Raw genomic sequence first — 23,899 nt, 5'->3', positions numbered from 1 at the left:
GCGGTGATGCTCGGCTACCCGCCCGGCCGCGTCAAATCGCCGCTGCGCTCATTCCAGCTGCGACAACGGCAATGCCTGGAAACCCTTCACCGTGCGCAGCACGAAGCTGGAATTGGCGTCGGCCACGCCGCCGGCGTTGAGCAGGCGGTCCAGCAGGAAGTGCGAAAAGTGCTCCAGGTCGCGCACGTAGACGTGCAGCAGGTAGTCCATGTCGCCGGTCAGCGCATGGCAGGCCACCACCTCGTCCCAGCCCTGCACGCTGTCCACGAAGTGGCCGATGGCGGCCTGGTCGTGCTTTTCCAACTGCACGCGCACGAAGGCCTGCAGGCCCAGGCGCAGCTGCCGCGGCTCCAGCCGCGCGCCGTAGCCGACGATCACGCCCTCGCTTTCCAGCCGCTGCAGGCGGCGCAGGCAGGCCGAGGGCGACAGGTTCACCCGAGTCGCCAGCTCCGCGTTGGTGGCGCGCCCATCCCGCTGGATTTCAGCCAGCAGGCGTATATCCGTGCGATCAAACTGGACTTCTCCGGCCATTGCTGCTCCGCAACATGGTGACTGCGCAAGGATATTGCGCCAACAATGCCAATCGGCGCAACTTTTGCAACCCTGTTGCGCGCGCCCTGCCCTAGCATCGTGGCTATCCCTTCAAGGAGTGCCCCATGGACCTCGCCCAGCCCCGCCGCGTCGAACACCAGCAGACCGACAAGGGCTACGTGCCGGTGTACACCACCGCGCTCGTCGAGCAGCCGTGGGACACCTACAGCGCCGACGACCACGCCACCTGGAGCACGCTGTACCAGCGCCAGCGCGAGCTGCTGGTCGGCCGTGCCTGCCAGGAATTCCTGGACGCGCAGGACGAGATGGGCATGAACGCGCACATGATTCCGCGCTTCGACCAGCTCAACGAAGTGCTGGGCGCGGCCACCGGCTGGACCCTGGTCGGCGTCGAAGGCCTGCTGCCGGAACTGGATTTCTTCGACCACCTGGCCAACCGCCGCTTTCCCGTGACCTGGTGGATCCGTCGCCCGGACCAGATCGACTACATCGCCGAGCCGGACCTGTTCCACGACCTGTTCGGCCATGTGCCGCTGCTGATGAACCCGGTGTTCGCCGACTACATGGAGGCCTATGGCCGTGGCGGCGTCAAAGCCCACGCGATCGGCCCGGACGCGCTGCAGAACCTCACCCGCCTGTACTGGTACACGGTGGAGTTCGGCCTGATCGACACGCTCGACGGCCTGCGCATCTACGGTGCCGGCATCGTGTCGTCCAAGGGCGAGTCGCTGTACTCGCTGGAATCGGCCGCACCCAACCGCATCGGTTTCGACCTGCAGCGGATCATGCGAACGAAGTACCGCATCGACACCTTCCAGAAGACCTACTTCGTCATCGACAGCTTTGAACAGCTGATGCAGGCGACGTCGCCGGACTTCACCCCGATCTACGCGGCACTGGCCGACCAGGCGCACCTGCCTGCCGGTGACGTGCAGGCTGACGATCACGTGTTCCAGGCCGGCACGGGTGAAGGCTGGGCGGACGGCGGCGACGTGTGATGCGCGCTGCCGCGCGGCTATCCTGCACGGCATGACTGATGCATTTGCTTCGCTGCGCGTAACCGATGTCGCTTTCGACGACGACTTCATCCTGCTGACCCTGGCCGATGGCCGCCGTACCCGCCAGCCGCTGCGCTGGGTACCTGCGTTGTTCGAAGCCGATGCAGGGCAACGCGCGCGGTGGGTCGCCACCGCCGATGGCCTGGGCGTGAACTGGCCGGCGCTGCTGCCGGCGCGCGAGGCTGGCGTGGTCGATATCCTCAACCAGGTCTGGGATGACCGCTACGAGGCCGCGCTGGCGCGACTGAAGGCAGCCGCGTGGACGCTGGATGCGCTGTCCGACGAAGACCAGCAGCTGGTGGCGCTGTGGCGCATGGAGGCCGACATCAACAACGGCGGCTTCATGCAGTTCCTGTGCAACTGGGGCGACCCGACCTGCCAGCTGGCGTTGCGTGCGCTGCAGGCGATGGGCGCGGCGAAGACCCACGCGATCCTGGCCGGCATGCGCGGGCTGGTCGACCGGCTGGAAGATGACCCGGCGGTCAAGCAACTGACCGACCTGTACGGCGCGATGACCGAACAGGAGCAGGAGGCGCTGCACGCCTTCGACGAAGCCTATTTCGAGCGACCGGAAGACCTGGCCAGGTTGGGGCTGAAGCACTTCGGCCCGGAGCCTGTCGAACGACGATGACCATGCACGCCGGCGCTGTTCTGTAGAGCCGAGCCCATGCTCGGCTACGTTTCTATCAGCGCGGGTACACCAGCAGCACCACCAGATCCTCCTCACCCACCTGCTGCAGCGCATGGTGGCTGCCCTTGCGGGTCAGCAGCGCGTGCCCGGCGTGCACGTCGTACTGCCTGCCATCCAGCACATAACTGCCCTGCCCACTGACGATGTAATAGATCTCGTCCTTGTGCTGCGGATGCAGGCCGATGCCCGCGCCTTTGTGCAGCACACGCTTGCGCAGCACGAACGGCAGCCCTTCGGCATCGGCGAAGAGCGGATACGCCGTGGTCGGGCCGGCACCGCCGTGCGGGCCTGCTTGCGTGCGCACAACACTGTCTTCGTGCACCACCTGCGAGGGCAGGGCTGGGTCGCTACCCTGCCCTTCCGCCACCACGTCGCAGTCGATATCCCGCACCAGCGCCGGCTGCAGCGCGGGTAGCAGCGGCACCGCCTCGTGCAATACCAGGCAGGCCACCGCATGTGCGCCGGCCACGCTTAAATGGGTGCCGTCGGCCTTGTTCTGTTCGGGCACGAACAGGAAGTAGGGTCGCGCGCCCTCCTCACCCAGCGCGCGGATCCAGCGCATGCTGCGGTCATTCAGATCAATCAGCGCAATCTGCTCGCGCGCGGCCAACGCCTTCATCGACTGCGTGTAGCGGCCATGCGTATCCAGCAGTGAACCGAAGTCGTACAGCAGCCGCGCCACCGGCGTGACCAGCACCGGCGTGGCGCCCTTTGCGCGGGCCACCTGTACGTAACGCATCAGCAGGCGTGGGTAGTCGCTGTCCGGATCGGTGTAGCGCGTGCGGTCTTCGAACTTCGCATCGTTGTGGCCGAACTGGATCAGCAGAACGTCGCCTTGGCGCAGCTCGGCGGCGATGGCCTCCAGGCGCCCTTCCTCGATGAAACTGCGCGTGCTGCGCCCGCCCTTGGCGTGGTTGTGCACCTCCAAGCGCGCCGGGTCCAGGTAGCTCTGCAGCGCCTGGCCCCAGCCGGCCTGCGGCGCGCGCTCGGGGCCGTATGCGGCCGCAGTGGAGTCACCGGCAATGAAGACCCGCACGGGCGCCGCCTGCGCGGTGGTGCACGACAGCAGCAACAACAAAGGCAACAGGGTGCGCATGTCCGGTCTCCGGTAGTGCCGGCCGCTGCCCGGCAACCTCATGAACGGCGGAAGCATTGCCAGGACGCCGGCCAGCGGCCGGCACTACCGCGGATCACGCGTCAGCGCGCCAGCCAGCCACCATCGACCGGCAGCACGGCGCCGTTGATGTAATCCGACGCCGACGAGGCCAGGAACACCGCCGCACCGGCCAGGTCATCCGGCGTGCCCCAGCGACCGGCCGGGATGCGCTCCAGGATCGCCTTGTTGCGCGCTTCGTCGGCGCGCAGCTGGGCGGTGTTGTCGGTGGCCATGTAGCCCGGGGCGATGGCATTGATGTTGATGCCCTTGCCCGCCCACTCGTTGGCCAGCAGCCGGGTGATGCCGGCGATGCCGCTCTTGCTGGCGGTGTACGACGGCACGCGGATACCGCCCTGGAAGGACAGCATCGAAGCGATGTTGATGATCTTGCCGTGGCCCTGTTCGATGAAGTGGCGGCCGGCGGCCTGCGAAATGAAGAACGCGGACTTGAGATTGACGTTCATCACGTCGTCCCAGTCCTGCTCGCTGAAGTCCACCGCATCGGCGCGGCGGATCAGGCCGGCGTTGTTGACCAGGATGTCCAACCCGCCCAGGCCTTCGATGGTCTCGCGGACCACGCGCGCCACCGGCTCGATGCTGATCAGGTTGGCTTCGATGGCCAGGCAGCGGCGGCCCAGCGCGGTGATCTTTTCGATGGTATCGGTGGGCGGGGCGATGCCGGCCACGGCGACGTCGGCACCAGCGGCGGCCAGTGCCACGGCGATGCCCTGGCCCAGACCGGTATTGCCACCGGTTACCAGAGCGACCTTGCCTTCCAGGCTGAAGGGATTAGCCATTGCGTATGCGTTCCTTGATAGAGACGAGCGGTGTCGACGGCCGGCACACGGTGCGCGGCGGCCAGGCGGGCTTACTTGAGCTGGCAGATGTCCAGCACGTGCATGTCGGTGTAGTCCAGGTTCTCGCCACCCATCGCCCAGATGAAGGCGTAGTTGCTGGTGCCGGCGCCCATGTGGATCGACCACGGCGGCGACACGACCGCTTCGTTGTTCTGGATCACGATGTGACGCTGCGCGGCCGGCTCGCCCATGAAGTGGTAGACGCGGTCGCTGTCACCCAGGTCGAAGTAGAAGTAGACCTCGCTGCGACGGTCGTGCAGGTGCGGCGGCATGGTGTTCCACACGCTGCCCGGCTTGAGCACGGTCAGGCCCAGCAGCAGCTGCGAGGACTGGCAGGTGGCCGGCACGATGTACTGGTAGATGGTGCGCTCGTTGCTGGTTTCCAGCGCGCCGCGGTCCAGTGCAACGGCGTCCTTGATGGACAGCTGCCTGGTTTCGAAGCGGGCATGGGCCGGGGTCGAGGCCAGATAGAACTGGGCGGGGTTGGCGGCGTCCTGCGAGGCGAACACGACCTCCTTGCTGCCCATGGCCACGTACAGACCGTCCTTCGGACCCAGCGTGTAGCCGGTGCCATCCACGGTGACCGTACCGGTGCCGCTGCCGACGTTGATCACGCCCAGTTCCCGGCGCTCCAGGAACGGGTGGCCTGCGGCCGAAGCGGGTTCGGTCTGGGTGGGCAGCGCAAGCGGTGCGTCCACCGGGGCGGCGCCACCAATCACGAAGCGCTCGTAGTGGGTGTACTTGAGGGTCACGGCACCGGCGTTGAACAGGCCATCGAGCAGGTACAGGTCACGCAGCTGGTCGTTGCTGGCACCGTGGATGGCATCGGGATGGGTGGCGTAATGGGTCTTGCTGTACATGGCGTCTCCAGAGCGGGGGGCGGGCCGACGGGTCGGCCCCGGCGCGGTTCACGGTCGATTCTAGCCAGACAGGAAACCGGTGTCATTTTGCGTCGCACGATGCCGGGATGGCCCGGGCATGGCGGGGTGGATCGGGTGGATGGGGCAGGGGCGTGTCACGACCAGAGGTCGTGACCTGCAGGATTGATCCTTGGGGATCAATCCTCCGGCGGCTGGCAGGAATCGCGGACGATCAGGTGCGGCCGCACGCTGGCAATGGGCAGCGCGGCCTGGCCTTCGGGCTGGATCAGCATCGCCGCGGCGGTGCGTCCGGTATCGCGCGTGTGCCGGCGCACCGAGGTCAGCGAGGGCCACAGGCGCGAGGCAAGCGGGCTGTCGTCATAGCCGACAATGGACAGCTGGCGCGGAATGTTGATGCCCGCGCGCAGCGCCACCTTGTAGATACCGGCGGCCATTTCATCGTTGCCGGTGAAGATGGCGGTCGGGCGGCGCTTGCCCAGCAGCAGTTTCTCGGCAGCGGCGACACCGGATTCGAAGGTGTAGCCGGCCTCGATGATGCGGTCCTTCGGCAGCTCGATACCGCGTTGCGACAGTGCGTCGATGAAGCCGGCGGTACGTTCATGGGCCGAACGGTAGGCGCTGGGACCGGTCACCAGGGCAATGTCACGGTGGCCGAGCGAGAGCAGGTAGTCGGCGGCTTCGGCCGCACCATCGCGGTCATGGGTGACCACCATCTGCGAGCTTTCGTCCAGCGGCAGCGCTGCCACGCGGGTAAACCGGCAGCCGATCTCATCGAGCATGTCCGCCAGCGCCTGGTCTTCCGAGGCACGCGGCACCAGGATCACGCCGTGCAGCTTCTGCTGCTGCACGAAGCGACGCACGCCTTCGATGTAGCCGGGGCTGCGGCTGTCACAGGGATGCACCACCAGCTCGAAACTGGATCCACGCAATGCATCCAGCGCGCCGTACTGCATGTCCACGATGTACTGCGCGGTGGGGTTGTCGTAGACCATGCCGATCAGGAAGGAGCGGCGGAACGCCAGCCCGCGGGCCAGTGGATCGGGCGTATAGCCCACTTCACGCATCAACGCTTCCACCTTGTCGCGCGTGTCCTTGCGCACCAGTGGCGAGTTGTTGATGATTCTTGAAACCGTTTTCTTGGATACACCCGACAGTCGCGCGATGTCGTTGATGGTGGCTGCCTTGCCCTTCGCCAATGCCGGCGTAGCGGCATCGTTCTTGTTGCGCACTGACATGTTTTGAACCCGGTAAGTCTGGGGATTCCGGCTCCGCGCTCAGTCCAGCGCGCGGTAGCGGAAGTTGCGGAAGGTTACCGCACCGTCGCCGGCCGCATACAGCGCCGGCTTCAACGCCAGGAACCTGCCCGCGACATTGTGATGGTAACCGGACACTTCCATCTGAACCGGATACTTCTGCCAAGTGTGCCCGTCGGTGCTGGAGTGGAAGGTGACGATGTGGCGGTTGTTGGTCACCCGCAACCACAGCCGGCCGCCGCGGCCCGGGGCCGGTCGGGCAGGGCGCTCCTCGCCGTAGCGATGCATGATGAACGACTCGCCGTTGCTGCCCACGCCCGCGTACAGCCGGTCGCTGTAGAACAGCAGCGCGCCGCCCACGGCACCGGGGGCGATCTCCATCTCCACCTCGAACTGATAGGCCCGGTCGCCGGCGATGGTGGTCAGCGGCGAGGCGTCGCGCGGCGTGCTGCCCTTGCCCTGCAGGACAAGGCCGTTGCCACTGAAACCCAGCCGGCGGTACTCATCCTGCGCCGGGTTGAAGAACGCCCACTGCGGGCCAAGCGTGCTGCCGCGGAAATCATCCGACAGCGCCATGCCATGCGGCGACAGCGCCTGTCCGGCCGGCTTGCGCAGTGGCTGACCAAGGTCTCCGCCCGTGGCCCGGAACCAGCCGTCAGCGGTCCATTCGATCGGTTCGAGCAGGGCCTGCCGACCCAGCGTCCAGAAGCCGTTCTCGTACCCGTGGTACATCATCCACCAGCGTCCATCGGTCCCTTCGATCACCGTCGCGTGGCCGCGTGACCACCAGGGCTCGGCCGCCGACTGCGTGCGCGTAATCGGGTTGTTGGGCGCGTTCTCCCATGGTCCGTGGATCGAACGCGAGCGCGCGGTGATCACCATGTGCCCGGTCGGCGGACCGGCGGTGCCGCCCACTGCCGTGGTCATGTAGTACCAGCCGTCGCGGACGTGGATCTTCGGGCCTTCCTGCGCGTAGGCCTCAACGTCCCAGTCCTGCGGGTAGCGCCAGCCGTCATAGACGTGTTTCGGCGTGCCGACCACGCTCAACCCGTCGTCGGCCAGCTGCACGTAATCACCGCCACTGAGGAACAGGTAGCGCTTGCCGTCTTCACCCACTGCATGGCCGGGATCGATGTAGCCACCCAGGCCGATGTCGATCGGCGCGCTCCACGGGCCCTTGATGTCATCGGCCCAGACCACGAAGTTGCTGCGGCGCTCGCCGGTGCGGGCCGGGAAGTAGATGAAGTAGCGCCCCCGATGCTTGACGATGTCCGGCGCCCAGATCGCCCCCACGTTGCGAGTGACCGCATGTCCCAGCGGCTGCCAGTTCACCAGGTCGCGCGAGTGCCAGATCGGGAGGCCGGGGTAGGCGTCGAACGACGACAGCGTGAGGTAGTAATCGTCCCCGTCCTTGAGCACCGAGGGATCCGGATGGTCACCGGCCAGCACCGGATTGAGGAACGTGCCATCGCCCCGGTCCGCCTGGCGCTGGTGTTCCAGCCCCCGCGCCCACTGCGCCGGCGCGCGCGCGGGCTCCGCCGCGGGTGCAGGCCGTGCCGGCAGCAACAGCACAAGCAGAGTGATGGTGGCGGCGATACACAGTGCACGCATGGCAGTCTCCTCGTGGCTCAGCCGCGCAGCGCGGCGGGCAGCCACAACGACAGTGAGGGGAAGAAGGCCACGACCAGCAGCACGGCGAGCGCGGCGAACCAGAACGGCCAGATCGTGCGCATGCTCTGGCCCACGCTGATCTTGCCGATGGCCGTGCCGATGAACAGCACCGAGCCCACCGGGGGCGTGACCAGACCCAGGCCACCGGTGAGCACCAGCACCAGGCCGAAGTGGATCGGATCGATGCCGTAGGCGCGCGCCACCGGCAGGAAGATCGGCGTGCAGATCAGGATCATCGGCGCCAGGTCCATGAAGGTGCCCAGCAGCAGCAGCATCACCACGATCATCAGCAGCACCATGAACTGGCTGTGCGCGAACGACCGCAGGAACTCGACGGCGGCTGCGGGCACCTGCAGGTAGGCCAGCAGCCAGCCAAACACGGCAGCGGTGGCGATCACGAACAGGATCACGCCCGTGCTGCGCGCAGCGTGGATGACGGTGTCGAAGAACTCGCGCCAGCGCAGTTGCCGGTACAGCACGGTGGTCACCAGCAAGGCGTAGACCACGGCGATGGCTGCGCTTTCCACTGCGGTGAAGATGCCGGCACGGATACCGATGAAGATCAGCGCGACCAGGCCCAGGCCGGGCAGGGCGGAGACGATGCGCAGGGCCACGGCACGCCAGCCGGGAAAGACCTCCACGCCATAGCCGCGGCGACGTGCGACCGCATAGCCGGTGACCATCAGCGCCAGCGTCATCAGCAGCGCAGGGACAATGCCGGCGGCGAACAGGTCGGCGATGGACAGGCCCCCGCCGGCGGCAGCGGAGAACAGGATCAGGTTGTGCGACGGAGGCACCAGCAGCGCCACCAGCGCGGCGGTGATGCTGACGTTGACGGCGAAATCGCGGTCGTAGCCGCGCTTGACCATCTGCGGGATCATCGTGCCGCCGACCGCCGAAACGTCGGCGATGGCCGAGCCGGACACGCCGCCGAAGAACAGCGAGGACAGGATCGAGACCTGGCCGAGGCCACCGCGCAAGCGCCCCACCAGCGACGAGGCCAGGGCGATCAGGCGCTCGGAGATGCCGCCGCGCATCATGATCTCGCCCGCGAAGATGAACAACGGAATGGCGATCAGCGAGGCCGAGCCGGTACCGGCCGAGATCTGCTGCACCAGCACGATGCTGGGGATATCCAGGTAGAGCAGGGTGGCCAGCGCGGCAGCGGCCAGCGCGTAGGCCACCGGCACGCCGAGCAGCAGCAGCACGGCAAACACGGAGAACAGGATGGTGATACCCATGGATCAACGATCTCCTTCAGCGTCTTCGGCGCCGGTGGCGCGGGCCTGCAGCGCGTTCCACGCACGGTTCAGCGCGAACAGCAGCATCAGCCCGCCGCCCACCGCCAGTGGCAGGTAGTTGATGCTCTGCGGCAGATCGGCGCCGGCGGTCTTGATGTCCAGGCCGTCGAGCAGCAGATCACCCGACCAGAAGGCGATGAAGCCTCCCAGCACCGCCACCACCAGCTGCACCAGCACGTCCACCGCACGGCGCAGGCCGGGGCCCAGGCAGGCATGCAGCAGGAAGAAGCCGAAGTGGCGGTTGGTGTGCACACCGCAGGCGGCGCCCAGGCTCATCGCCGTGGCCAGCAGCAGCAGCGTGACCGGCTCGGTCCAGCTGGGCGAATCGTTGATCACGTAGCGCGCGAACACCTGCCAGCCCTGCACCACCACCAGCCCCAGCAGGGCAGCAACGGCGCCGTAGATGGCGATGTCGGCGATGCGGTCCAGCAGGCGCTGGCCAGGCCCGGTGGCGGGCGTCGTCGTCTCGATCATGGCAGTGTCCTCAGGCGGCGCGGATGCGGTCGACCAGCGCGGCAATCTCCGGCTGCTGCAGGTACTGCTGCAGCAGCGGCTGGGCGGCGGTGCGGAAGGCGGGCATGTCCACCTCGTTGGCTTTCACCCCATAGGCCAGGACGGCGCGGCGTGCGGCGTCCTCCGACGCATCCCACTGCTCGCGCATCACCTTCACCGACGCGCGCGCGGTCTGCAGCAGCAGCTGGCGGTCGTCAGGCGACAGGCGTTCGAAACTGGCGCGCGACATCAGCAACACATCCGGCGCGTACGAATGGTCGCTCTGCGACCAGTAGTGCGCCGCTTCGAAGTGGCGGCTGGAATGGAAGCTGCGCATGTTGTTCTCGGCGCCGTCGATCATGTGGGTTTCCATCCCGGAGAACGTGTCGCCCAGCGACATCGGCGTCGGATTGGCGCCGAGCAGGCGCATCAGCTGGATGAAGATGTCCGATGAGGCGACGCGCAGCTTCAGGCCGTGCAGGTCCTTGGGCGAAACGATGGGGTGCTTGGTGTTGTAGAAGCAGCGTGCACCGGAATCGTAGATCGCCAGGCCGACCAGGCCGCGGCCCTGGAAGCCGCGCAGCACGGCTTCGGCCACGCCGTCATCCAGCGCGGCACGCTGGTGCGCCACCGACGTGAACACGTAGGGCAGGCACAGCGCCTGGGTCAGCGGAAAGGCATTGTTCAGCGCACCGGCATACACGCGGGTGATATCGATGGCACCGAAGCGCGCCATGTCGATCGCCTCGGATTCGCGGCCCAGCTGGCCGGAGTGGTACTGGCGCAGGCGCAGGCGACCGTTGGTTTCGCGCTGCAGCGTTTCGCCGATCCACTTCACCGCGGTGACGGTAGGGTAGTCGGCCACATGCACGTCGGTGGCGGTCAACAGCGCGCCACCGGCCATATCGCCGCCCGGCCCGCGGCCACAGGCGGCGAGCATCGGGGTGGCCAGGGCAGCAGCGCCACCGGCCAGGAAGTTACGTCGTGTGATCATCTGCGCCCTCCCGCGCGTGTTCACCAGGGCAGCCCCGCGGTCATCCCGCGGGCACGGCCCGGCAGGCAATGTCACCGAAGCCGGCAAAGCGCACCAGCGCCGTTTGTCCTGCCTCGATATCGTGGATGCCGGTGGCATTGCCGGTGGCGATCAGGTCGCCCTTGCGCAGCGGCCGGCCACGCAGGGCCGAACGGGACAGCGCAAAGGCATAGGCCGCGCGCAGGCCACCGGGCAGGCGGGTGGCGCCACCGGTGCCGACCACCTCACCTTCGATCAGTGTCTCGGCACGCAGCGAGTTTTCGTCGCGTGCGGTCCAGTCGACGATCTCCGGGCCCAGCACCAGGCCGTTGTTGTTGCCAAAGTCGGACACCACCACGCGCGGACCAAGTTCGTTGATGGTGGCCAGCGGGCTGCTGGCCACTTCCACGCCGATATAGAGGCGCGCAGGCAGCGCTTCGGCCTGTTCCGGGGACCAGTCCAGCTCTCCGGCCGGCGCGTCCTCCAACAGCTCCAGCACGTACTCTGCTTCGACTGCGCCGAAGCCCCCGACGAAGACCGGGATGTCGGTTGTTCCACCGGTATCATTCCAGAGCTGACGTTTGAAGATCGGCCCCAGCAGGCGCTCATCGCCGGAGCCGTCGCGGCGCTCGGCAGCGATGTAACCCACCTTCCAGCCGACCACCGTATCGCTCCACAGGCCAATGGCCTGGTCCTGCACGTGGTAGGCAGCCACCAGATCGACGGGGATCTCTCCGGGGAACGCGGGCAGGGCCTTGCCTGCGCGGCGTGCATCGGTGAAGGCGCGGGCGATGGCGGCTGCACCGTCCGGCGCCGGCCTCTGCCCCTGTGTGCCGTGTTCGTTGCTCAAGAACGGTCTCCCTCTGCGTTGTTGCACTGCCCATCGACAGCGTCTGCAGGAGGTGTATATGGTAAACCGGTGTCATCACGCAAGCCGCAGCGCATCACACCCGCTTCCGGGGCGCCTGCGGCACGCTGCCCACCCTTCGCTGGAGCCCGGTCCGCCATGCGTCTGCCCCCTCTTGTGCTGTTCCTGTGCGTTCTGTTGACGCTTGCCCCGGCACGTGCCAGCGACGTCCCGCTGCGCGACGGCCAGCGGCTTGCCGGGGAGGTGGCGGGCGAACGCCTGCCGCTGTGGCCGGACGGCCAGGTACCTGGCCAGAGCGCTCCGGCACGGAAGGCGCGGGTGGTTGAGCGCAGCGCCGATCCGGCCCATCCGGACCGGTTCGTGGACGGGATCGATGCGCCATACATGATCGTGCACGCGCCGCCACGTCCGAACGGGCAGGCGGTGCTGGTCATTCCGGGCGGCGGCTACCAGCGGGTGGTAATCGACAAGGAGGGCAGCGCGCTGGTGCCGGACTGGGTGCAGCGGGCAGGCTTCACCCTGTTCGTGCTTCGCTACCGCCTGCCGCAGCCGGGCAGGGACCGCCAGGCGGCGCTGGCCGATGCCCAGCGTGCGCTGCGGGTCGTGCGCGACCAGGCCGCGCGCCGCGGCCTGGAGGCGGACAATGTGGCGGTCATGGGCTTTTCCGCCGGCGGCCACGTGGCTGCGCGGCTGGCCACCGGCTTCGATGCGCCGGTCTATCCCGCACGCGATGCGATCGATCAGCTGAGCGCGCGCCCGGCACGGGCGGTGCTGGTCTACCCGGTCATCGACATGGGCGCGCATGCGCACAGTGGTTCGCGCGGGCGATTGCTGGGCGAGCGCCCTGACCCCGCATTGGCGACGCAGTACTCGGTGCAGGAGCACGTGCGTGCGGACATGCCGCCGACGATGCTGATCCATGCCAACGACGATCGCGTGGTCAGCGTGCACAACAGCGAGGTGATGGCGCAGGCGCTGGCCAGGGCGGGCGTCGAGCACGAACTGCATGTGTTCGCCCATGGTGGCCACGGCTTCGGCATGCGCCTGCAGCCCGGCTCCACCTTGGCGCAGTGGCCAGCGCTGGCGCAGGCATGGCTGACAGCAGGAAAGGATGCGGAGCGCAGCCGATGACGGGAGCACCCGACGATCTGCAGCGCCGCCGTTTCCTGCGCGACAGCGCGCGCTGGGCGCTGGCCACGGCCACGCTGGTGGCACTGCCGGCAGCGGCGATGCCCGCTGCACGCGACGAACGCCTGCCGATCGTCCGCGTGCGCGGGGGGCGCCTGCGCGGCCAGCATGAACAAGGCGTGCTGGTATTCCGCGGCGTGCGCTACGGCGCCGATACCGGCACCCATCGCTTCCAGCCACCACGCCGGGAAGCGGCATGGAACGGGATCGCCGATGCACTGGACTATGGCGCGGCCGCACCGCAGGGCGGCGCGGAAGGCCCCGGCAGCGAAGACTGCCTGTTCCTCAACGTCTGGACCCCCGCACTGGGGGATGGCGGTCGCCGCCCGGTGCTGGTCTACATACACGGGGGTGGGTTCAACAACGGCTCCGGCAGCGATCCGCTGTACGACGGCAGTGCGCTGTGCCGCCGCGGCGATGTGGTGGTGGTGACCCTCAATCATCGGCTGAACACCTTCGGTTACCTGTACCTGGGCGCACTTGGCGACGCACGCTACGCCGCGTCGGGGAATGTCGGCCAGCTCGACCTGGTGCAGGCGCTGCAGTGGGTGCGCGAGCACGCGGCGATCTTCGGCGGTGACGCTGGAAACATCACCGTGTTCGGCCAGTCCGGGGGCGGCGCCAAGATCGCCACGCTGATGGCGATGCCGGCGGCACGCGGCCTGTTCCAGCGCGCGTGGACGATGAGCGGGCAGCAGGTCACCGCGGCCGGCCCGCGTGCCGCCGCGCAGCGCGCTGCCATCGCAATGGAGGCAGTGGGTGCAAAGGACCTGTCTGCCCTGCTGCGGCTCCCGGCCACGGATCTGCTTGCAGCCACCCGTGCCCGCGATCCATCGCGGGTGGAAAGCACGTCGCTGTACTTCGGGCCGGTACTGGACGAAGTCTCCCTTCCGGTGCATCCGTTCTGGCCGCAGGCGCCGCGGCAGTCGGCCAGCATTCCGATGGTCATCGGCAATACGCGCGACGAGACCCGTGCCTTCCTCGGCAACGATCCGGCCAACTTCACCTTGACCTGGGAGACGCTGCCGGCACAGCTGCAACGCCAGCAGTTCGTGGATCTGCTGCCGCAGACGGTGATCGCCGAGTACCGGCGCCTGTACCCGCATTACACGCCTTCGGAGGTGTTCTTCGCGGCCACTACCGCAGGACGTTCCTGGCGCGGCGCAGTGGAGGAGCTGGAAGCGCGTGCGCGCCAGCCCAGCGGGGCCGCGCCCACCTGGGCCTACCAGCTGGACTGGGGCTCACCGGTGGAGCAAGGCCGGCTGCGCGCCTTCCACACGCTGGACATCCCGCTGGTGTTCGACAACGCCGGCCTGCCCGGCGCACGCACCGGTGGCGGCGCGGACGCGCATACGCTGGCGGCGACAATGAGCGACGCACTGATCGCCTTCGCGCGCAACGGCGACCCCAATCATCGCGGAATGCCGCAATGGCCCCCCTACGCGCTGCCCCGGCGGCAGACCATGCTGTTTGATCGCCAGAGCAGCGTGGTGGACGATCCTCGTGCCGGCGAACGTGCGCTGTATGCAAAAGTACCGTTCGTGCAGCGCGGCACGCAGTGATGACACCGCGGTGCAAACATTCTGTTAACCCCTCTCGGCTAGAGTCGGGGCATGGGAACGATGTCCTTGCCACCGTCATTCACCGGCCGGGAGCGGCTGTTCGCTGCGATCGATGCCGCGGTGATGCTGGGCACGCCGGAGGCCATCACCGGTGCGCTGCAGCAGGTGCTGCGCGAGGCCATCGTCGATCCGTCCATCCAGCTGCCCCCCTGCGTGCGGCGCCCGGTCGAAGGGCATTACGCACGCCGTGAACTGCACCGCAGCCCGACCCTGGGCTACAGCGTCATCGCCATGTGCTGGGGCCCAGGCCAGGGCACGCCGCTGCACGACCACGATGCGATGTGGTGCGTGGAAGGCGTCTGGCAGGGCGAACTGATCGTCACTCCCTATGCGCTGATTGAACAGGATGGCGAACGTCATCGCTTTGCCGCCCAGCCCACGCTGTACGGCCACTGCGGTAGTGCCGGCAGCCTGATTCCGCCGCACGAGTACCACACGCTGTGCAACGCCAGCGACGCGGACGTGGCCGTGTCGCTGCATGTCTACGAGGGCGTGATGGAACGCAGCGCGGTGTTCGAGCCATTGGATGATGGCTGGTACCAGCGCCGGATGAAACGGCTGGAGACCGAGGCGTCCTGACCCACGCCGGATCACGCCCGGCGTAATGCAGGCATCATCGCGGCACGCCGACCACGTTGTTGAGCCGGGTCACTTCCTCGCCACCGTCGGCCAGCGCCACGCGCACGCGCAGGCCGCTGCGGTCACCGGCCGGCAACGGCAGCCAGACCTGCACGGTCTTCGGCTGCAGGTCACGGGGTGCCCCCAGTGCCGGCACGTCCGTGCGGGCGATCTCGCGACCGCGCGCGTCTTCCAGCATTGCTACGGCCACGCCGGTGCCGACATGGCCCAGGCTGTGCACGGTCACCTGCAGCTGGCTGCCGTCGATGCGTACGTCGCCGCGACCCACGCCCAGGTCCGGCCGTGTTTCCACCGGTGTTCCCTCGGACACGCGTTCGAACTCGAACACCTCGGTACGCCCGGGACGGAACTGCAGCGCCACCGAAGCGCTGGTTTCCAGCTGTACGCGGCGTTCGGCGGGCGTGCCGTCGATGTGGCCATCGCCATCGGCATCCACGCCGCTGCGTATCCGCCAGGTCCCGCTGGCCACGTTCCAGCCGGTCATGTCGGCGCCGATGGTGCGCGTGCCCAGGTTGTAGCTGGTAACGGTGAAACGTTCACGCGACGGCGCATGCACCAGCAGGGCGACCTGTTCGGCCGCTCCATCGCGGTCGAAGCGCCAGCTGACGGTGTGGCCGGGCCAACTCTGGTTGCGCTTCAGCGCGATCCCACCCAGGCGTGCGCGCTGGAGGAATTCACTGGGCGCTTCCACGCGGTCGGACCACCAGTGGCCCTCGGTGTTCATGTACGCGCGCTGCACTTTCGCCTGCAGGCCGTCGGCATGCAGGGCGGCGATGTATGACCTGTCGCCGCTGGCCTGCCAGGCCATCAGGCTGGCGAAGCCGGTTTTTCCCGCGTCGGCCTCGGCGCGCAGCAGCGGATACCAGTCCTGTTGCCGGCCCAGTACGTCCACGACGTTCTCGCCCAGGTTGGCCAGTGCGCCCGGACCGCCACGGGCCACGCGGTAGTCCAGTGCCTGCAGGTACTTCGCATCGCCGCTCCAGCGCCACGCCGCCCAGAAGGTGTGCATCGTGTCGCCACTGCCGGAGCCGTTGTTCAACTCGCCGCCGCGGGTGGCACCGCTGGCCCAGTTGATCTCGTTGGGCAGGGTGAAGCGTCCCTTGTCGTCCTTGCCTGCGTGGGCCAGATAGCCATCGGCCAGGCCGATCACCAGCCCGCGGCCGGTGGGATCGGCGTTGTACTGGCCCAGCAGGAACGCCGGGTGCAGCACCGGGAAAGAATACGGCTTCTGCCACTGCCAGTTCGGTTCGCGGTAGACCTTGTTGCCACCGAACCAGTTGCTGGAGAACAGCAGGTGGCCCTGCGGGTTGCGCAGGATGATGCGCTCGTCGAAGGCCTTCACCGTTTCCATCAGGCGTTCCAGCGTCAGCGGATCGCCCCAGTTGAGGTAGAGCATGGCGCTGTTGGTGTTGATGCCTTCCTCATAGGAATGCAGCTCGTCGGTCTCGATGGTACTCAAGCCGTTGCTGAACATGCCGTTGCGGTACACCGCGTCGGACAGCGCGGTCAGCGAGGCGTTCAATCGATCCGGCTGCACGCCCATCAGGGCCAGCCCCGGCCACTGCTGGGTCAGGTCGGAATCGTCCGAAATGCCACCACCGAAGTCACCGTAGGCCACCTGCCGTTCGTCGATCCACCAGTCGACGAACTGCCGCACCTGCGCCAGGTCCTGCACCTGGTTGAATGCCCACGCCGGCACGCCCCTGGGCACGGCAGGCGCCGTGTAGGGCGGGCGGCCCTGGCTGTTGTAGCTGATGTAGTTCCAGTACAGGCGGCCGAGTTCATGGTCCGGATCCACCCGCAGCAGGTCGCTCAGGTCCGCGTACACGCGCGCGTACAGGCGCTGGCGCTTGGACGTGGTGTGCTCTTCCACCAGGAAGCCCCAGTTGTCGCGGACCTGGTTGAAGCGGTCGGCCACGTGCTCCTTCAGCGCGTCGGCACGCGGCTTGAACACCAGCCGGACCTGCGCACCGTCGAGGGCATCGGCATCGAAGCCTGGTGCGGCCGAGGCGATGCTCAGCCACAGGCTGTCCGGGGTGAGGATGCGATCGCGCAGGTCCAGCCACAGCGTGCGCGCCTGCCGTGGCGGCACCGACACCGATACATCGATCATGTCGCGCGCCGGCCAGATCGGATCCTTGATGCGGATGTTCAGCGGGATCAGTCCATCGTGGGTGGGCGGCAGGTCCAGCGCGGGAAGGTCGATGGCCACGCCGTCCAGGCCGTCGTGCATGTTCTCCCAGCTGTAGGCCCAGCTGCGGATCAGCGGCTGGTTGGCCGGCGCGTCACCCACCCCGGAAGGAATCAGCACGTGCACGATCGGCTGCGGATGTGCGGGCAGGGTGCCGGCATCCCGGCGGCGGGAACCAGCGCCCTTCGGCAGCGCCATCACCGTGCTGCGTTCGGCGGCCGGGAAACGTCCGTCGATGTAGCGGCGCAATGCGTCCAGGTTGGTGTAGTCGGGCAGCGCCCGGCTGTCGATGATGTAGGTCTGCTTCACCGTGCCTTCCGGCTCGGTGCCCTCGCTCACGTGGTAGGCCCAGATTTCCTGGATCGGTGTTTCCTGCTCGACGTTGCTGAAACGCAGCACGCCGCCGCGCTGCGCGGCAATGTCGTCGACGCTGCGCACCACGCCGCGCGGGCGCGTGACCAGCACGTCGGTGGCATGTCCGGCGTCGGGCCCGTGGGAAAGGGTGCCGAAGGCCGCACCACGGATCTCCACCCGGTTCACCGTTTCGGTGGCCGGCAGGGTCAGGTCCAGGTGCTGGCCGCCTTCCACATAGGTGTTCCAGTCCGGAAGCTGGAAGTAGTCATTGCGGCCGGGCAGGCGCGAGCGGTTGTACACGCCCGGCCAGGTGGTTTCGGCGATGCCATCGGTGGCCTTCCACATCCACGCCTTCAGGTCGCGGGTGTCGGCGAATTCGATCTTGCGGATGCGGGTGCCGCCGGCCGCCAACGCTGGGGGTGCAGCCCCTTCCCAGCCGAAGCGGTGGCGCCAGGCGCGCGTGCGATCGCCGATCGCCACGGCGCTGGCTGGCTCGCGCCCGCGCGCCAGCGTTGCCACCGCCGGCGCATCCAGCATGCGGTCGTAGACCCGGATGTGCTGGAAATCGCTCCCACGCAGGAAGTTGTAGCGACTCTGCACCTGGTACGGTGCCATTACCCGCCCGGCAAGGCCGAGCTGGTCCAGCGCGGCATCGTAATTGCCGGTGGCCTGCGCGCGCGCCACTTCGCGGCCATCGATGAACAGGCGCACGCCGTGGTCCTCATCCCAGGCGAAGGCCAGGTGCAACCACTGGTCGGGACGCGGCAGTGCATCCATGCGGAACGACACGCGTGTGCGTGCCAGGTTGGCATCGGTGACGAAGGCATCGAAGCCGTGCCCGTTCCAGTCGATGCGCAGCCAGGCCATGTCCCAGCTGCTGTGGTCGGCGTAGCCGACGCGGAAGATCACGAACGGCGCTTCACCCACCGCGTAGCGTGAACGCCAGTCGAAGGCCAGCGTGCCGCGCTGGGCCAGGATGTTGCCCGGCGCGTCCCAGGCAAGCACGCCGTCGTCTTCCCATTGGATGGCCTTGCCATGCTGGCCGTCGTCGACCACCGCGACCTTGTCGCGAAAGTTCGCTACGGCCTCACCGTGAGCGGTCACGGCCTGCAGGCCGTGATTGGCATCCACATGGAAGAGCAGGGTGGGGACATCGGCGGCGGCCGTCGCGGGGCCTGCAGCCAGGGCCACTGCCAGCAGCAGGCAGCGGGACACGGTCGTGCGGTGCGGCATGGAGACATTTCCTTTCAACGGGCGACGGCCGGCGGCGGGCCGCCGGACCGTAGCAAGGCCACGCCGCAGCGGCACCTTGCGGCGCAGCAGCGGTCATGGCGAACCGCGGCGCGTATCGGTACGCGCCGCCGGCGTTGCTCAGAACTTGTAGCGCACGCCCAGCAGGAACTGGCGGCCGGTTTCGGTGTACTGGAGTGGCAGGCGGCCGGTGGCGGGCGAGTACACCCATTCATCCGAGGCTTCGTTGGTCAGGTTGATGCCTTCCAGGCTCAGTTCCAGCTGGTCGCTGATCTTGTAGCGGATGGACGCATCAATGACCGTGGTGCCGGTCATGCCGTGGTAGCCGTCCAGGTTGAAGCCGGTTTCCTGACCGGGCACCTGGGTGAGGTAGTCATCGCGGTTGGTGGCGGAGACGCGGCCAGCGAAGGTCTCGCCTTCGTAGAACAGCGTTGCGTTCCATGACGATTTGGACAGGCCCAGCAGATCGTTCTTCATCACCGGCTGGCCAGCCGAGTTGATGTACTGGATCTTCGATTCGACCCAGGTGTAGTTCAGCTGCACGCCCAGGTTCGACCACTTGCCCGGCAGGAAAGTGAAGGGCTGGGTGTAGTTCGCCTCGGCGCCGTACAGCTCACCGCCGGGGGTATTGACTGGCCGGGTGAAGGTGAAGTCGTCGGTGGGCGAGGCGCCGGTACCGGTCAGCAGTTCGGCAGGCAGGCCGCTGTCGGTGTACGGGCGGTTCTCGCGCAGGGTCTGCACCGAGGTCTCGATGTCCTTGTAGAACAGGCCCAGGCCCGCCATCGCGCCTTCGGCGAAGTACCACTCGAAGCCCAGGTCGACATTGGTGGCGCGCGTCGGGTCCAGGTTGGGATTGCCGCTGGAGATGGTGCGCGCACCACCGGCCACGGCCACGGTTGCACCTGGCGTCAGGCTGCCCAGGCCCGGGCGGGTCATGACCTTGGCCGCACCCAGGCGGATCAGGAAATCGGGCGTGACCTCGGCCACCAGGTTGAACGAGGGCAGGGTGTCATCGTAGGTGCGGGTGGCGGTGGTGGAGGTGGTACCACTGGCCAGCGTCGACAGCCCGGTGGAGGTCTGCCTGGTGCGCACGTAGCGGACGCCGAAGTTGCCCGACAGCGGCAGCGAGCCGATTTCGGTGCTGAACTCGCCCATCAGGTAGGCACCACGGTCCTTCTCTTCCACGCTGCGCACGTTGTTGGCGCGCGGCGCGACGGCATAGATGCCGCTGTTGCTGTAGATGTCGAACTGGTCGGCGATTGCATCCAGGTTCGGCACCACCCAGTTGGATGGATTGCCATTGATGCCCTTCAGGCCGGCCTGGTTGATCATGTCCACGGGCACGATCCTGCTGCCGCTGGCGAAGGTCGGCACGGCCAGTTCGCTGGCACGGCGCAGTTCGGTGGTCTTGAACGTGTAGTCCTTGGCAAGCACGCCGCCCTTCAGGCGGAAGCCGGGGCTGATGTTCCAGTTGAAGTCGATCTGGCCGGTATCGAAGTCGTTGTCCACGTACTGCGGGCGCAGGCGGATTTCCGCCAGTTCCCAACCGTTGGGGTCGGTCGGGTCGATGCCGTAGTTTAGGATCGGGAAGCGGCTGTTGCCACGGTAGTCGTAGCTGTAGCCCTTGACGTCGTACTTGTCCATGATGACGGTGGTCTGCACTGGATTCTCGTGCCTGGAGCGCGAGATGCCCAGCTTGCCGGACACGGTGAAGTCGTCGCCGAAACGGTGCTGGCCGTTCAGGCTGATCTGCTTGAACTCGGTGCTCCACTCGTCGTGGCGGTTCTCGGTACGGATGTCGACGTTGTCGAATTCACCGTACAGCAGCGCGCCGTTGCGGATCTCGCCGTTCCTGACGATGGTGCTCGGCTTGCCGACCAGGCGCGGGGTGCTGCTGCTGCCACGGCTGAAGGAAATCGCTTCGATGTACTGCTCGTCGCGGGTGGCATCGATCTTCGAGTACAGCATGTCCAGCGATACTTCACTGGCATCGCTGGGCTTCCACTGCAGCGAGCCGGTCACGCCCAGGCGCTTCTGCTCGTGTTCCATCTGCACGTAGCGCGGGAAGCGCGGGTGGAATACATCAGCGGCGCGTGCGGCGGCGAACGGCGATGACGCAGCGAAATTGCCATTGCTCGGGCCGTTGGCCCAGCGGCCAGTGTTGGAGCCTTCCTCCAGTGCCTGGCGCTCGGAGTAGGCCACCGACAGGAGAGCGCCGAAGGTACCATCGGCGAAGGTGTTGGAGACCAGCGCGGCCAGCCGCGGGTCGGCCTTTTCGGCCATCTGGTTGTAGCCGGCCTGGCCGCTTGCGGCGAAGGTGAAGCCGTCGTAGTCGAACGGGCGCGCGGTGCGCAGGTCGACAGTGGCACCCAGCGAGCCTTCCTCGACGTCGGCCGAGGCGGTCTTGCGCACCACCAGCTGCGAGAACAGGTCCGAGGCAAACACGTTGAAGTCGAAACCGCGGCCGCGGTTGGTACCACCGCTCTGGTCACCGGCGCCGACGGTGGTCAGCGCTTCCATCCCATTGATGCGCACGCGGGTGAAATCCGGGCCCAGGCCGCGCACCGAGATGTTGCGGCCTTCGCCGGCTTCGCGCGTGATCACCACGCCCGGAATGCGCTGCAGCGATTCAGCCAGATTGAGGTCGGGAAACTTGCCGATGTCTTCGGCGACGATGGCATCGACCACACCGGCCTCGCCGCGCTTGATGTCCAGCGCCTTTTCGACACTGGCGCGATAGCCTGTGACGTTCACCGTGTCCAGGTCGGTAGCGGTCTGCTGCTGGGCGGCCGCGCTGGTGGACAGGGCGAGTCCCACCCCCAGGGCCAGCAAGGTAACCGGTGTCTTTTTTCCATGGATCCGAGATTGCATGCCTTTCCCCTCTCCCAAAGGTCTGGTATCGCAGCTGCGCGGCGAAATGACACCGCTAGTCAAAACCGACGTTAGCAGCACCACCGGGATCGGGCATCTTGCACCGCAACAGATTTGCAATGTCTCCAAGACGCTTGCAGGACAAAGGTTTCGACATATCGCCCAAGCGCTCTCAAGGCGTCTTCGGTCTAGAATGACACCGCTAGCCAATCGCCACGCCCCTCGCGTGGTCCACTTACACGCCATGCAGTGTCCCATGCTGGTGGCACGCGTGAAGGAGCTGAGATGGGTCGTATCGTGTGTTTTGGAGAGTTGTTGCTGCGCCTGGGTGCCCCCGGCAACGAACTGCTGCTGCAGTCGCCGCAACTCCAGGTCCATGTGGGAGGGGCCGAAGCCAACGTGGGTGTCTCGCTGTCCCGGCTTGGACATCAGGTGGCCATGGTCAGCACCGTGGCCGGCAATGCGCTGGGGGCGCATGTACTGGGTGAACTGCGGCGGCACGGCGTGGATACGCGCGGTGTGCGCGAGGACGCCGAGGGCCGCATGGGCCTGTACTTCCTCACCACCGGCGCGGTACAGCGCGCGAGCGAAGTGGTCTACGACCGCGCGGATTCGGCGTTCGCGCGCAGCACTGCAGCCGACTACGACTGGCCAGCGCTGCTGCAGGACGCGCAGTGGCTGCACGTCTCCGGGGTCAGCCCGGCGTTGGGCCCGCACGTGGCGGCGGCCACGCTGGCGGCGGCGCGCGCGGCAAGACAGGCCGGTGTCCGCGTCTCCTTCGACGGCAATTTCCGGCCCCGCCTCTGGCAGCGCTGGGGAGGCGATGCGCAGGCGGTATTGCGCGAACTGTTCGCGCAGGCCGACATCGTGTTCGCCGACTACCGCGACATGGAGGTCGTACTGGGCACCCGCTTCACCCAGCCGGACCTGATGGAGCGGATCGACGCGGCCGCTGCCGCCGCGTTCGGTGCCTTTCCGCAACTGCAGTGGATGGCCTGCACGCAGCGGCAGGTGCTGAGCGTGGACCACCATGTGCTGGGCGCTGTGCTGCTGGGTTGCGACGGAACCCGCGCACAGGCCCCACTGCGTCATCTGCAGGGCATCGTCGACCGCATCGGTGGCGGTGATGCCTTCGCGGCCGGCATCCTGCATGGCATCCTGTCCGGCCTTGATGCCGACGCCACCGTGCGGTTCGGCCTGGCCGCCGGGGCGCTGAAGCACTCCATCCCCGGCGATTTCAATCCTGTCAGCGAAGCTGACGTGCTGGCCCTGATGGGCGAGGAGCGATTCGATGTCCGCCGCTGATCCGCGCGTACGCGCGGTCCTGAAACTGGCACCGGTGATTCCGGTGTACACCCCCGAAAACGTGAATGACGCGGTCGAAGTGGCCCAGGCCCTGTTCCGCGGCGGCCTGCCGGTGATCGAAGTGACCCTGCGCACGCCGCAGGCGCTGGACGCGATCACGGCCATGGTCGAGGCCGTACCGGACGCGGTGATCGGTGCCGGCACCGTGCTTACCCCGGCACAGATGCAGGCGGCGAAGCAGGCCGGAGCGCGTTTCGCGGTGTCCCCCGGCGCCACGCCGGCACTGTACGCGGCCGCGCGCGATGCCGACCTGCCGTACCTGCCCGGTGCGGCCACGGCCTCGGACCTGATCCTGGGCCTGGAGCACGGCCAAGACACGTTCAAGTTCTTTCCCGCCGTGCAGGCCGGCGGTGCCGCGCTGCTGGCGGCCTGGCACGGTCCATTCGCCGACGTGCGCTTCTGCCCGACCGGTGGCATCAGCGCGCAGACCGCGCCGCAGTTCCTGCACCTGCCCAACGTGCTGTGCGTGGGTGGCTCGTGGTTGACCACGCCGGCACTGCTGCAGACCCGCGACTGGGAGGCCATCGAGCGCCTCGCCCGCGAGGCCTCGGTGCTGGCCAGCTGAACCCGACGCACGGATCTTCAAAGGTTTGATCGTGATCAAAGCGCCGGCCTCGTGCCGGCGT

At 67.5% G+C, this 23,899-nt stretch carries 19 protein-coding genes; 7 read left to right on the top strand and 12 right to left on the bottom strand.

Annotated features, from left to right (window positions below; genetic code table 11):
- Positions 1-48: 48 nt before the first annotated feature.
- Complete coding sequence (locus tag AC5P9W_RS17700; protein WP_004153377.1) at positions 49-531, bottom strand: Lrp/AsnC family transcriptional regulator; 483 nt, start codon at positions 529-531, stop codon at positions 49-51.
- A 125-nt stretch (positions 532-656) separates the two neighbouring features.
- On the opposite strand from AC5P9W_RS17700, the gene phhA reads away from it, so the two are divergent.
- Together phhA and AC5P9W_RS17690 are read left to right on the top strand one after the other, a co-directional pair.
- On the top strand, positions 657-1,550 hold the full coding sequence (gene phhA / locus AC5P9W_RS17695) for a phenylalanine 4-monooxygenase (protein WP_021204627.1): 894 nt from the start codon (positions 657-659) through the stop codon (positions 1,548-1,550).
- A 31-nt stretch (positions 1,551-1,581) separates the two neighbouring features.
- Positions 1,582-2,241 carry a DMP19 family protein gene (locus AC5P9W_RS17690; RefSeq protein ID WP_021204626.1) on the top strand — a complete coding sequence of 220 codons (660 nt, stop codon included), beginning with the start codon at positions 1,582-1,584 and terminating at the stop codon, positions 2,239-2,241.
- Positions 2,242-2,296: 55 nt separating this feature from the next.
- On the opposite strand, the gene AC5P9W_RS17685 is transcribed toward AC5P9W_RS17690, so the two are convergent.
- The 9 genes from AC5P9W_RS17685 to AC5P9W_RS17645 form a co-directional block, all read right to left on the bottom strand.
- Positions 2,297-3,397, bottom strand: coding sequence for a GDSL-type esterase/lipase family protein (locus AC5P9W_RS17685; RefSeq protein WP_021204625.1), 1,101 nt, complete (start codon positions 3,395-3,397; stop codon positions 2,297-2,299).
- 101 nt (positions 3,398-3,498) lie between these two features.
- Entirely contained in the window at positions 3,499-4,254 is a 756-nt protein-coding gene (kduD, locus tag AC5P9W_RS17680) for a 2-dehydro-3-deoxy-D-gluconate 5-dehydrogenase KduD (protein ID WP_005421125.1), read from the bottom strand.
- A 71-nt stretch (positions 4,255-4,325) separates the two neighbouring features.
- Positions 4,326-5,174, bottom strand: a complete 849-nt coding sequence (gene kduI, locus AC5P9W_RS17675) for a 5-dehydro-4-deoxy-D-glucuronate isomerase (protein WP_019337387.1) — start codon at positions 5,172-5,174, stop codon at positions 4,326-4,328.
- 197 nt (positions 5,175-5,371) lie between these two features.
- Positions 5,372-6,430 (bottom strand): LacI family DNA-binding transcriptional regulator, encoded by a 1,059-nt coding sequence (locus AC5P9W_RS17670; RefSeq protein ID WP_019337388.1) that lies wholly within the window; start codon positions 6,428-6,430, stop codon positions 5,372-5,374.
- A gap of 39 nt (positions 6,431-6,469) precedes the next feature.
- On the bottom strand, positions 6,470-8,059 hold the full coding sequence (locus AC5P9W_RS17665) for a family 43 glycosylhydrolase (protein WP_019337389.1): 1,590 nt from the start codon (positions 8,057-8,059) through the stop codon (positions 6,470-6,472).
- 17 nt (positions 8,060-8,076) lie between these two features.
- Entirely contained in the window at positions 8,077-9,360 is a 1,284-nt protein-coding gene (locus tag AC5P9W_RS17660; protein WP_206621831.1) for a TRAP transporter large permease, read from the bottom strand.
- Between the two features lie 3 nt (positions 9,361-9,363).
- Positions 9,364-9,894, bottom strand: a complete 531-nt coding sequence (locus AC5P9W_RS17655) for a TRAP transporter small permease (RefSeq protein WP_031270840.1) — start codon at positions 9,892-9,894, stop codon at positions 9,364-9,366.
- A gap of 10 nt (positions 9,895-9,904) precedes the next feature.
- Complete coding sequence (locus AC5P9W_RS17650) at positions 9,905-10,906, bottom strand: TRAP transporter substrate-binding protein (RefSeq protein WP_021204623.1); 1,002 nt, start codon at positions 10,904-10,906, stop codon at positions 9,905-9,907.
- Positions 10,907-10,946: 40 nt separating this feature from the next.
- Positions 10,947-11,774, bottom strand: coding sequence for a 2-keto-4-pentenoate hydratase (locus AC5P9W_RS17645; RefSeq protein WP_188250478.1), 828 nt, complete (start codon positions 11,772-11,774; stop codon positions 10,947-10,949).
- 174 nt (positions 11,775-11,948) lie between these two features.
- Between AC5P9W_RS17645 and AC5P9W_RS17640 the strand changes: the two genes are divergently transcribed.
- From AC5P9W_RS17640 to AC5P9W_RS17630, 3 genes are read left to right on the top strand one after another with little or no spacing between them, the layout of a single operon-like run.
- Positions 11,949-12,923: an alpha/beta hydrolase gene (locus AC5P9W_RS17640; protein ID WP_021204622.1), complete on the top strand. Its 975-nt coding sequence runs from the start codon at positions 11,949-11,951 to the stop codon at positions 12,921-12,923.
- A complete protein-coding gene (locus AC5P9W_RS17635) occupies positions 12,920-14,542 on the top strand; it encodes a carboxylesterase/lipase family protein (RefSeq protein WP_111104104.1) in 1,623 nt (540 codons plus the stop codon). The genes AC5P9W_RS17640 and AC5P9W_RS17635 overlap by 4 nt, the downstream gene beginning before the upstream one ends.
- A 51-nt stretch (positions 14,543-14,593) precedes the next feature.
- Positions 14,594-15,181, top strand: coding sequence for a cysteine dioxygenase family protein (locus AC5P9W_RS17630; protein WP_111099263.1), 588 nt, complete (start codon positions 14,594-14,596; stop codon positions 15,179-15,181).
- A 34-nt stretch (positions 15,182-15,215) separates the two neighbouring features.
- Here the strand turns inward: AC5P9W_RS17630 and AC5P9W_RS17625 are convergent, their stop codons facing one another.
- Positions 15,216-19,019 (bottom strand): LamG-like jellyroll fold domain-containing protein, encoded by a 3,804-nt coding sequence (locus AC5P9W_RS17625; RefSeq protein ID WP_111099264.1) that lies wholly within the window; start codon positions 19,017-19,019, stop codon positions 15,216-15,218.
- Between the two features lie 138 nt (positions 19,020-19,157).
- Positions 19,158-21,908 (bottom strand): TonB-dependent receptor, encoded by a 2,751-nt coding sequence (locus AC5P9W_RS17620; RefSeq protein ID WP_029550752.1) that lies wholly within the window; start codon positions 21,906-21,908, stop codon positions 19,158-19,160.
- Positions 21,909-22,193: 285 nt separating this feature from the next.
- Here AC5P9W_RS17620 and AC5P9W_RS17615 point away from each other — a divergent pair, with 285 nt between their 5' ends.
- Together AC5P9W_RS17615 and eda are read left to right on the top strand one after the other, a co-directional pair.
- Positions 22,194-23,213, top strand: a complete 1,020-nt coding sequence (locus tag AC5P9W_RS17615; protein ID WP_026346897.1) for a sugar kinase — start codon at positions 22,194-22,196, stop codon at positions 23,211-23,213.
- Positions 23,200-23,838 carry a bifunctional 4-hydroxy-2-oxoglutarate aldolase/2-dehydro-3-deoxy-phosphogluconate aldolase gene (gene eda, locus AC5P9W_RS17610; protein WP_111099265.1) on the top strand — a complete coding sequence of 213 codons (639 nt, stop codon included), beginning with the start codon at positions 23,200-23,202 and terminating at the stop codon, positions 23,836-23,838. Before AC5P9W_RS17615 ends, eda begins: the two co-directional genes overlap by 14 nt.
- Positions 23,839-23,899 lie beyond the last annotated feature (61 nt).

It is taken from the genome of Stenotrophomonas sp. YJH_SMC_33 (assembly GCF_059372295.1).
This window is presented reverse-complemented; position numbering and strand designations above follow the sequence as displayed.

Bases quoted from the DNA above. Each gene is read 5' to 3' on its own strand.
- AC5P9W_RS17700 (WP_004153377.1), bottom strand. From the start codon at position 531: ATGGCCGGAGAAGTCCAGTTTGATCGCACGGATATACGCCTGCTGGCT.
- phhA (WP_021204627.1), top strand. From the start codon at position 657: ATGGACCTCGCCCAGCCCCGCCGCGTCGAACACCAGCAGACCGACAAG.
- AC5P9W_RS17690 (WP_021204626.1), top strand. From the start codon at position 1,582: ATGACTGATGCATTTGCTTCGCTGCGCGTAACCGATGTCGCTTTCGAC.
- AC5P9W_RS17685 (WP_021204625.1), bottom strand. From the start codon at position 3,397: ATGCGCACCCTGTTGCCTTTGTTGTTGCTGCTGTCGTGCACCACCGCG.
- kduD (WP_005421125.1), bottom strand. From the start codon at position 4,254: ATGGCTAATCCCTTCAGCCTGGAAGGCAAGGTCGCTCTGGTAACCGGT.
- kduI (WP_019337387.1), bottom strand. From the start codon at position 5,174: ATGTACAGCAAGACCCATTACGCCACCCATCCCGATGCCATCCACGGT.
- AC5P9W_RS17670 (WP_019337388.1), bottom strand. From the start codon at position 6,430: ATGTCAGTGCGCAACAAGAACGATGCCGCTACGCCGGCATTGGCGAAG.
- AC5P9W_RS17665 (WP_019337389.1), bottom strand. From the start codon at position 8,059: ATGCGTGCACTGTGTATCGCCGCCACCATCACTCTGCTTGTGCTGTTG.
- AC5P9W_RS17660 (WP_206621831.1), bottom strand. From the start codon at position 9,360: ATGGGTATCACCATCCTGTTCTCCGTGTTTGCCGTGCTGCTGCTGCTC.
- AC5P9W_RS17655 (WP_031270840.1), bottom strand. From the start codon at position 9,894: ATGATCGAGACGACGACGCCCGCCACCGGGCCTGGCCAGCGCCTGCTG.
- AC5P9W_RS17650 (WP_021204623.1), bottom strand. From the start codon at position 10,906: ATGATCACACGACGTAACTTCCTGGCCGGTGGCGCTGCTGCCCTGGCC.
- AC5P9W_RS17635 (WP_111104104.1), top strand. From the start codon at position 12,920: ATGACGGGAGCACCCGACGATCTGCAGCGCCGCCGTTTCCTGCGCGAC.
- AC5P9W_RS17630 (WP_111099263.1), top strand. From the start codon at position 14,594: ATGGGAACGATGTCCTTGCCACCGTCATTCACCGGCCGGGAGCGGCTG.
- AC5P9W_RS17625 (WP_111099264.1), bottom strand. From the start codon at position 19,019: ATGCCGCACCGCACGACCGTGTCCCGCTGCCTGCTGCTGGCAGTGGCC.
- AC5P9W_RS17620 (WP_029550752.1), bottom strand. From the start codon at position 21,908: ATGCAATCTCGGATCCATGGAAAAAAGACACCGGTTACCTTGCTGGCC.
- AC5P9W_RS17615 (WP_026346897.1), top strand. From the start codon at position 22,194: ATGGGTCGTATCGTGTGTTTTGGAGAGTTGTTGCTGCGCCTGGGTGCC.
- eda (WP_111099265.1), top strand. From the start codon at position 23,200: ATGTCCGCCGCTGATCCGCGCGTACGCGCGGTCCTGAAACTGGCACCG.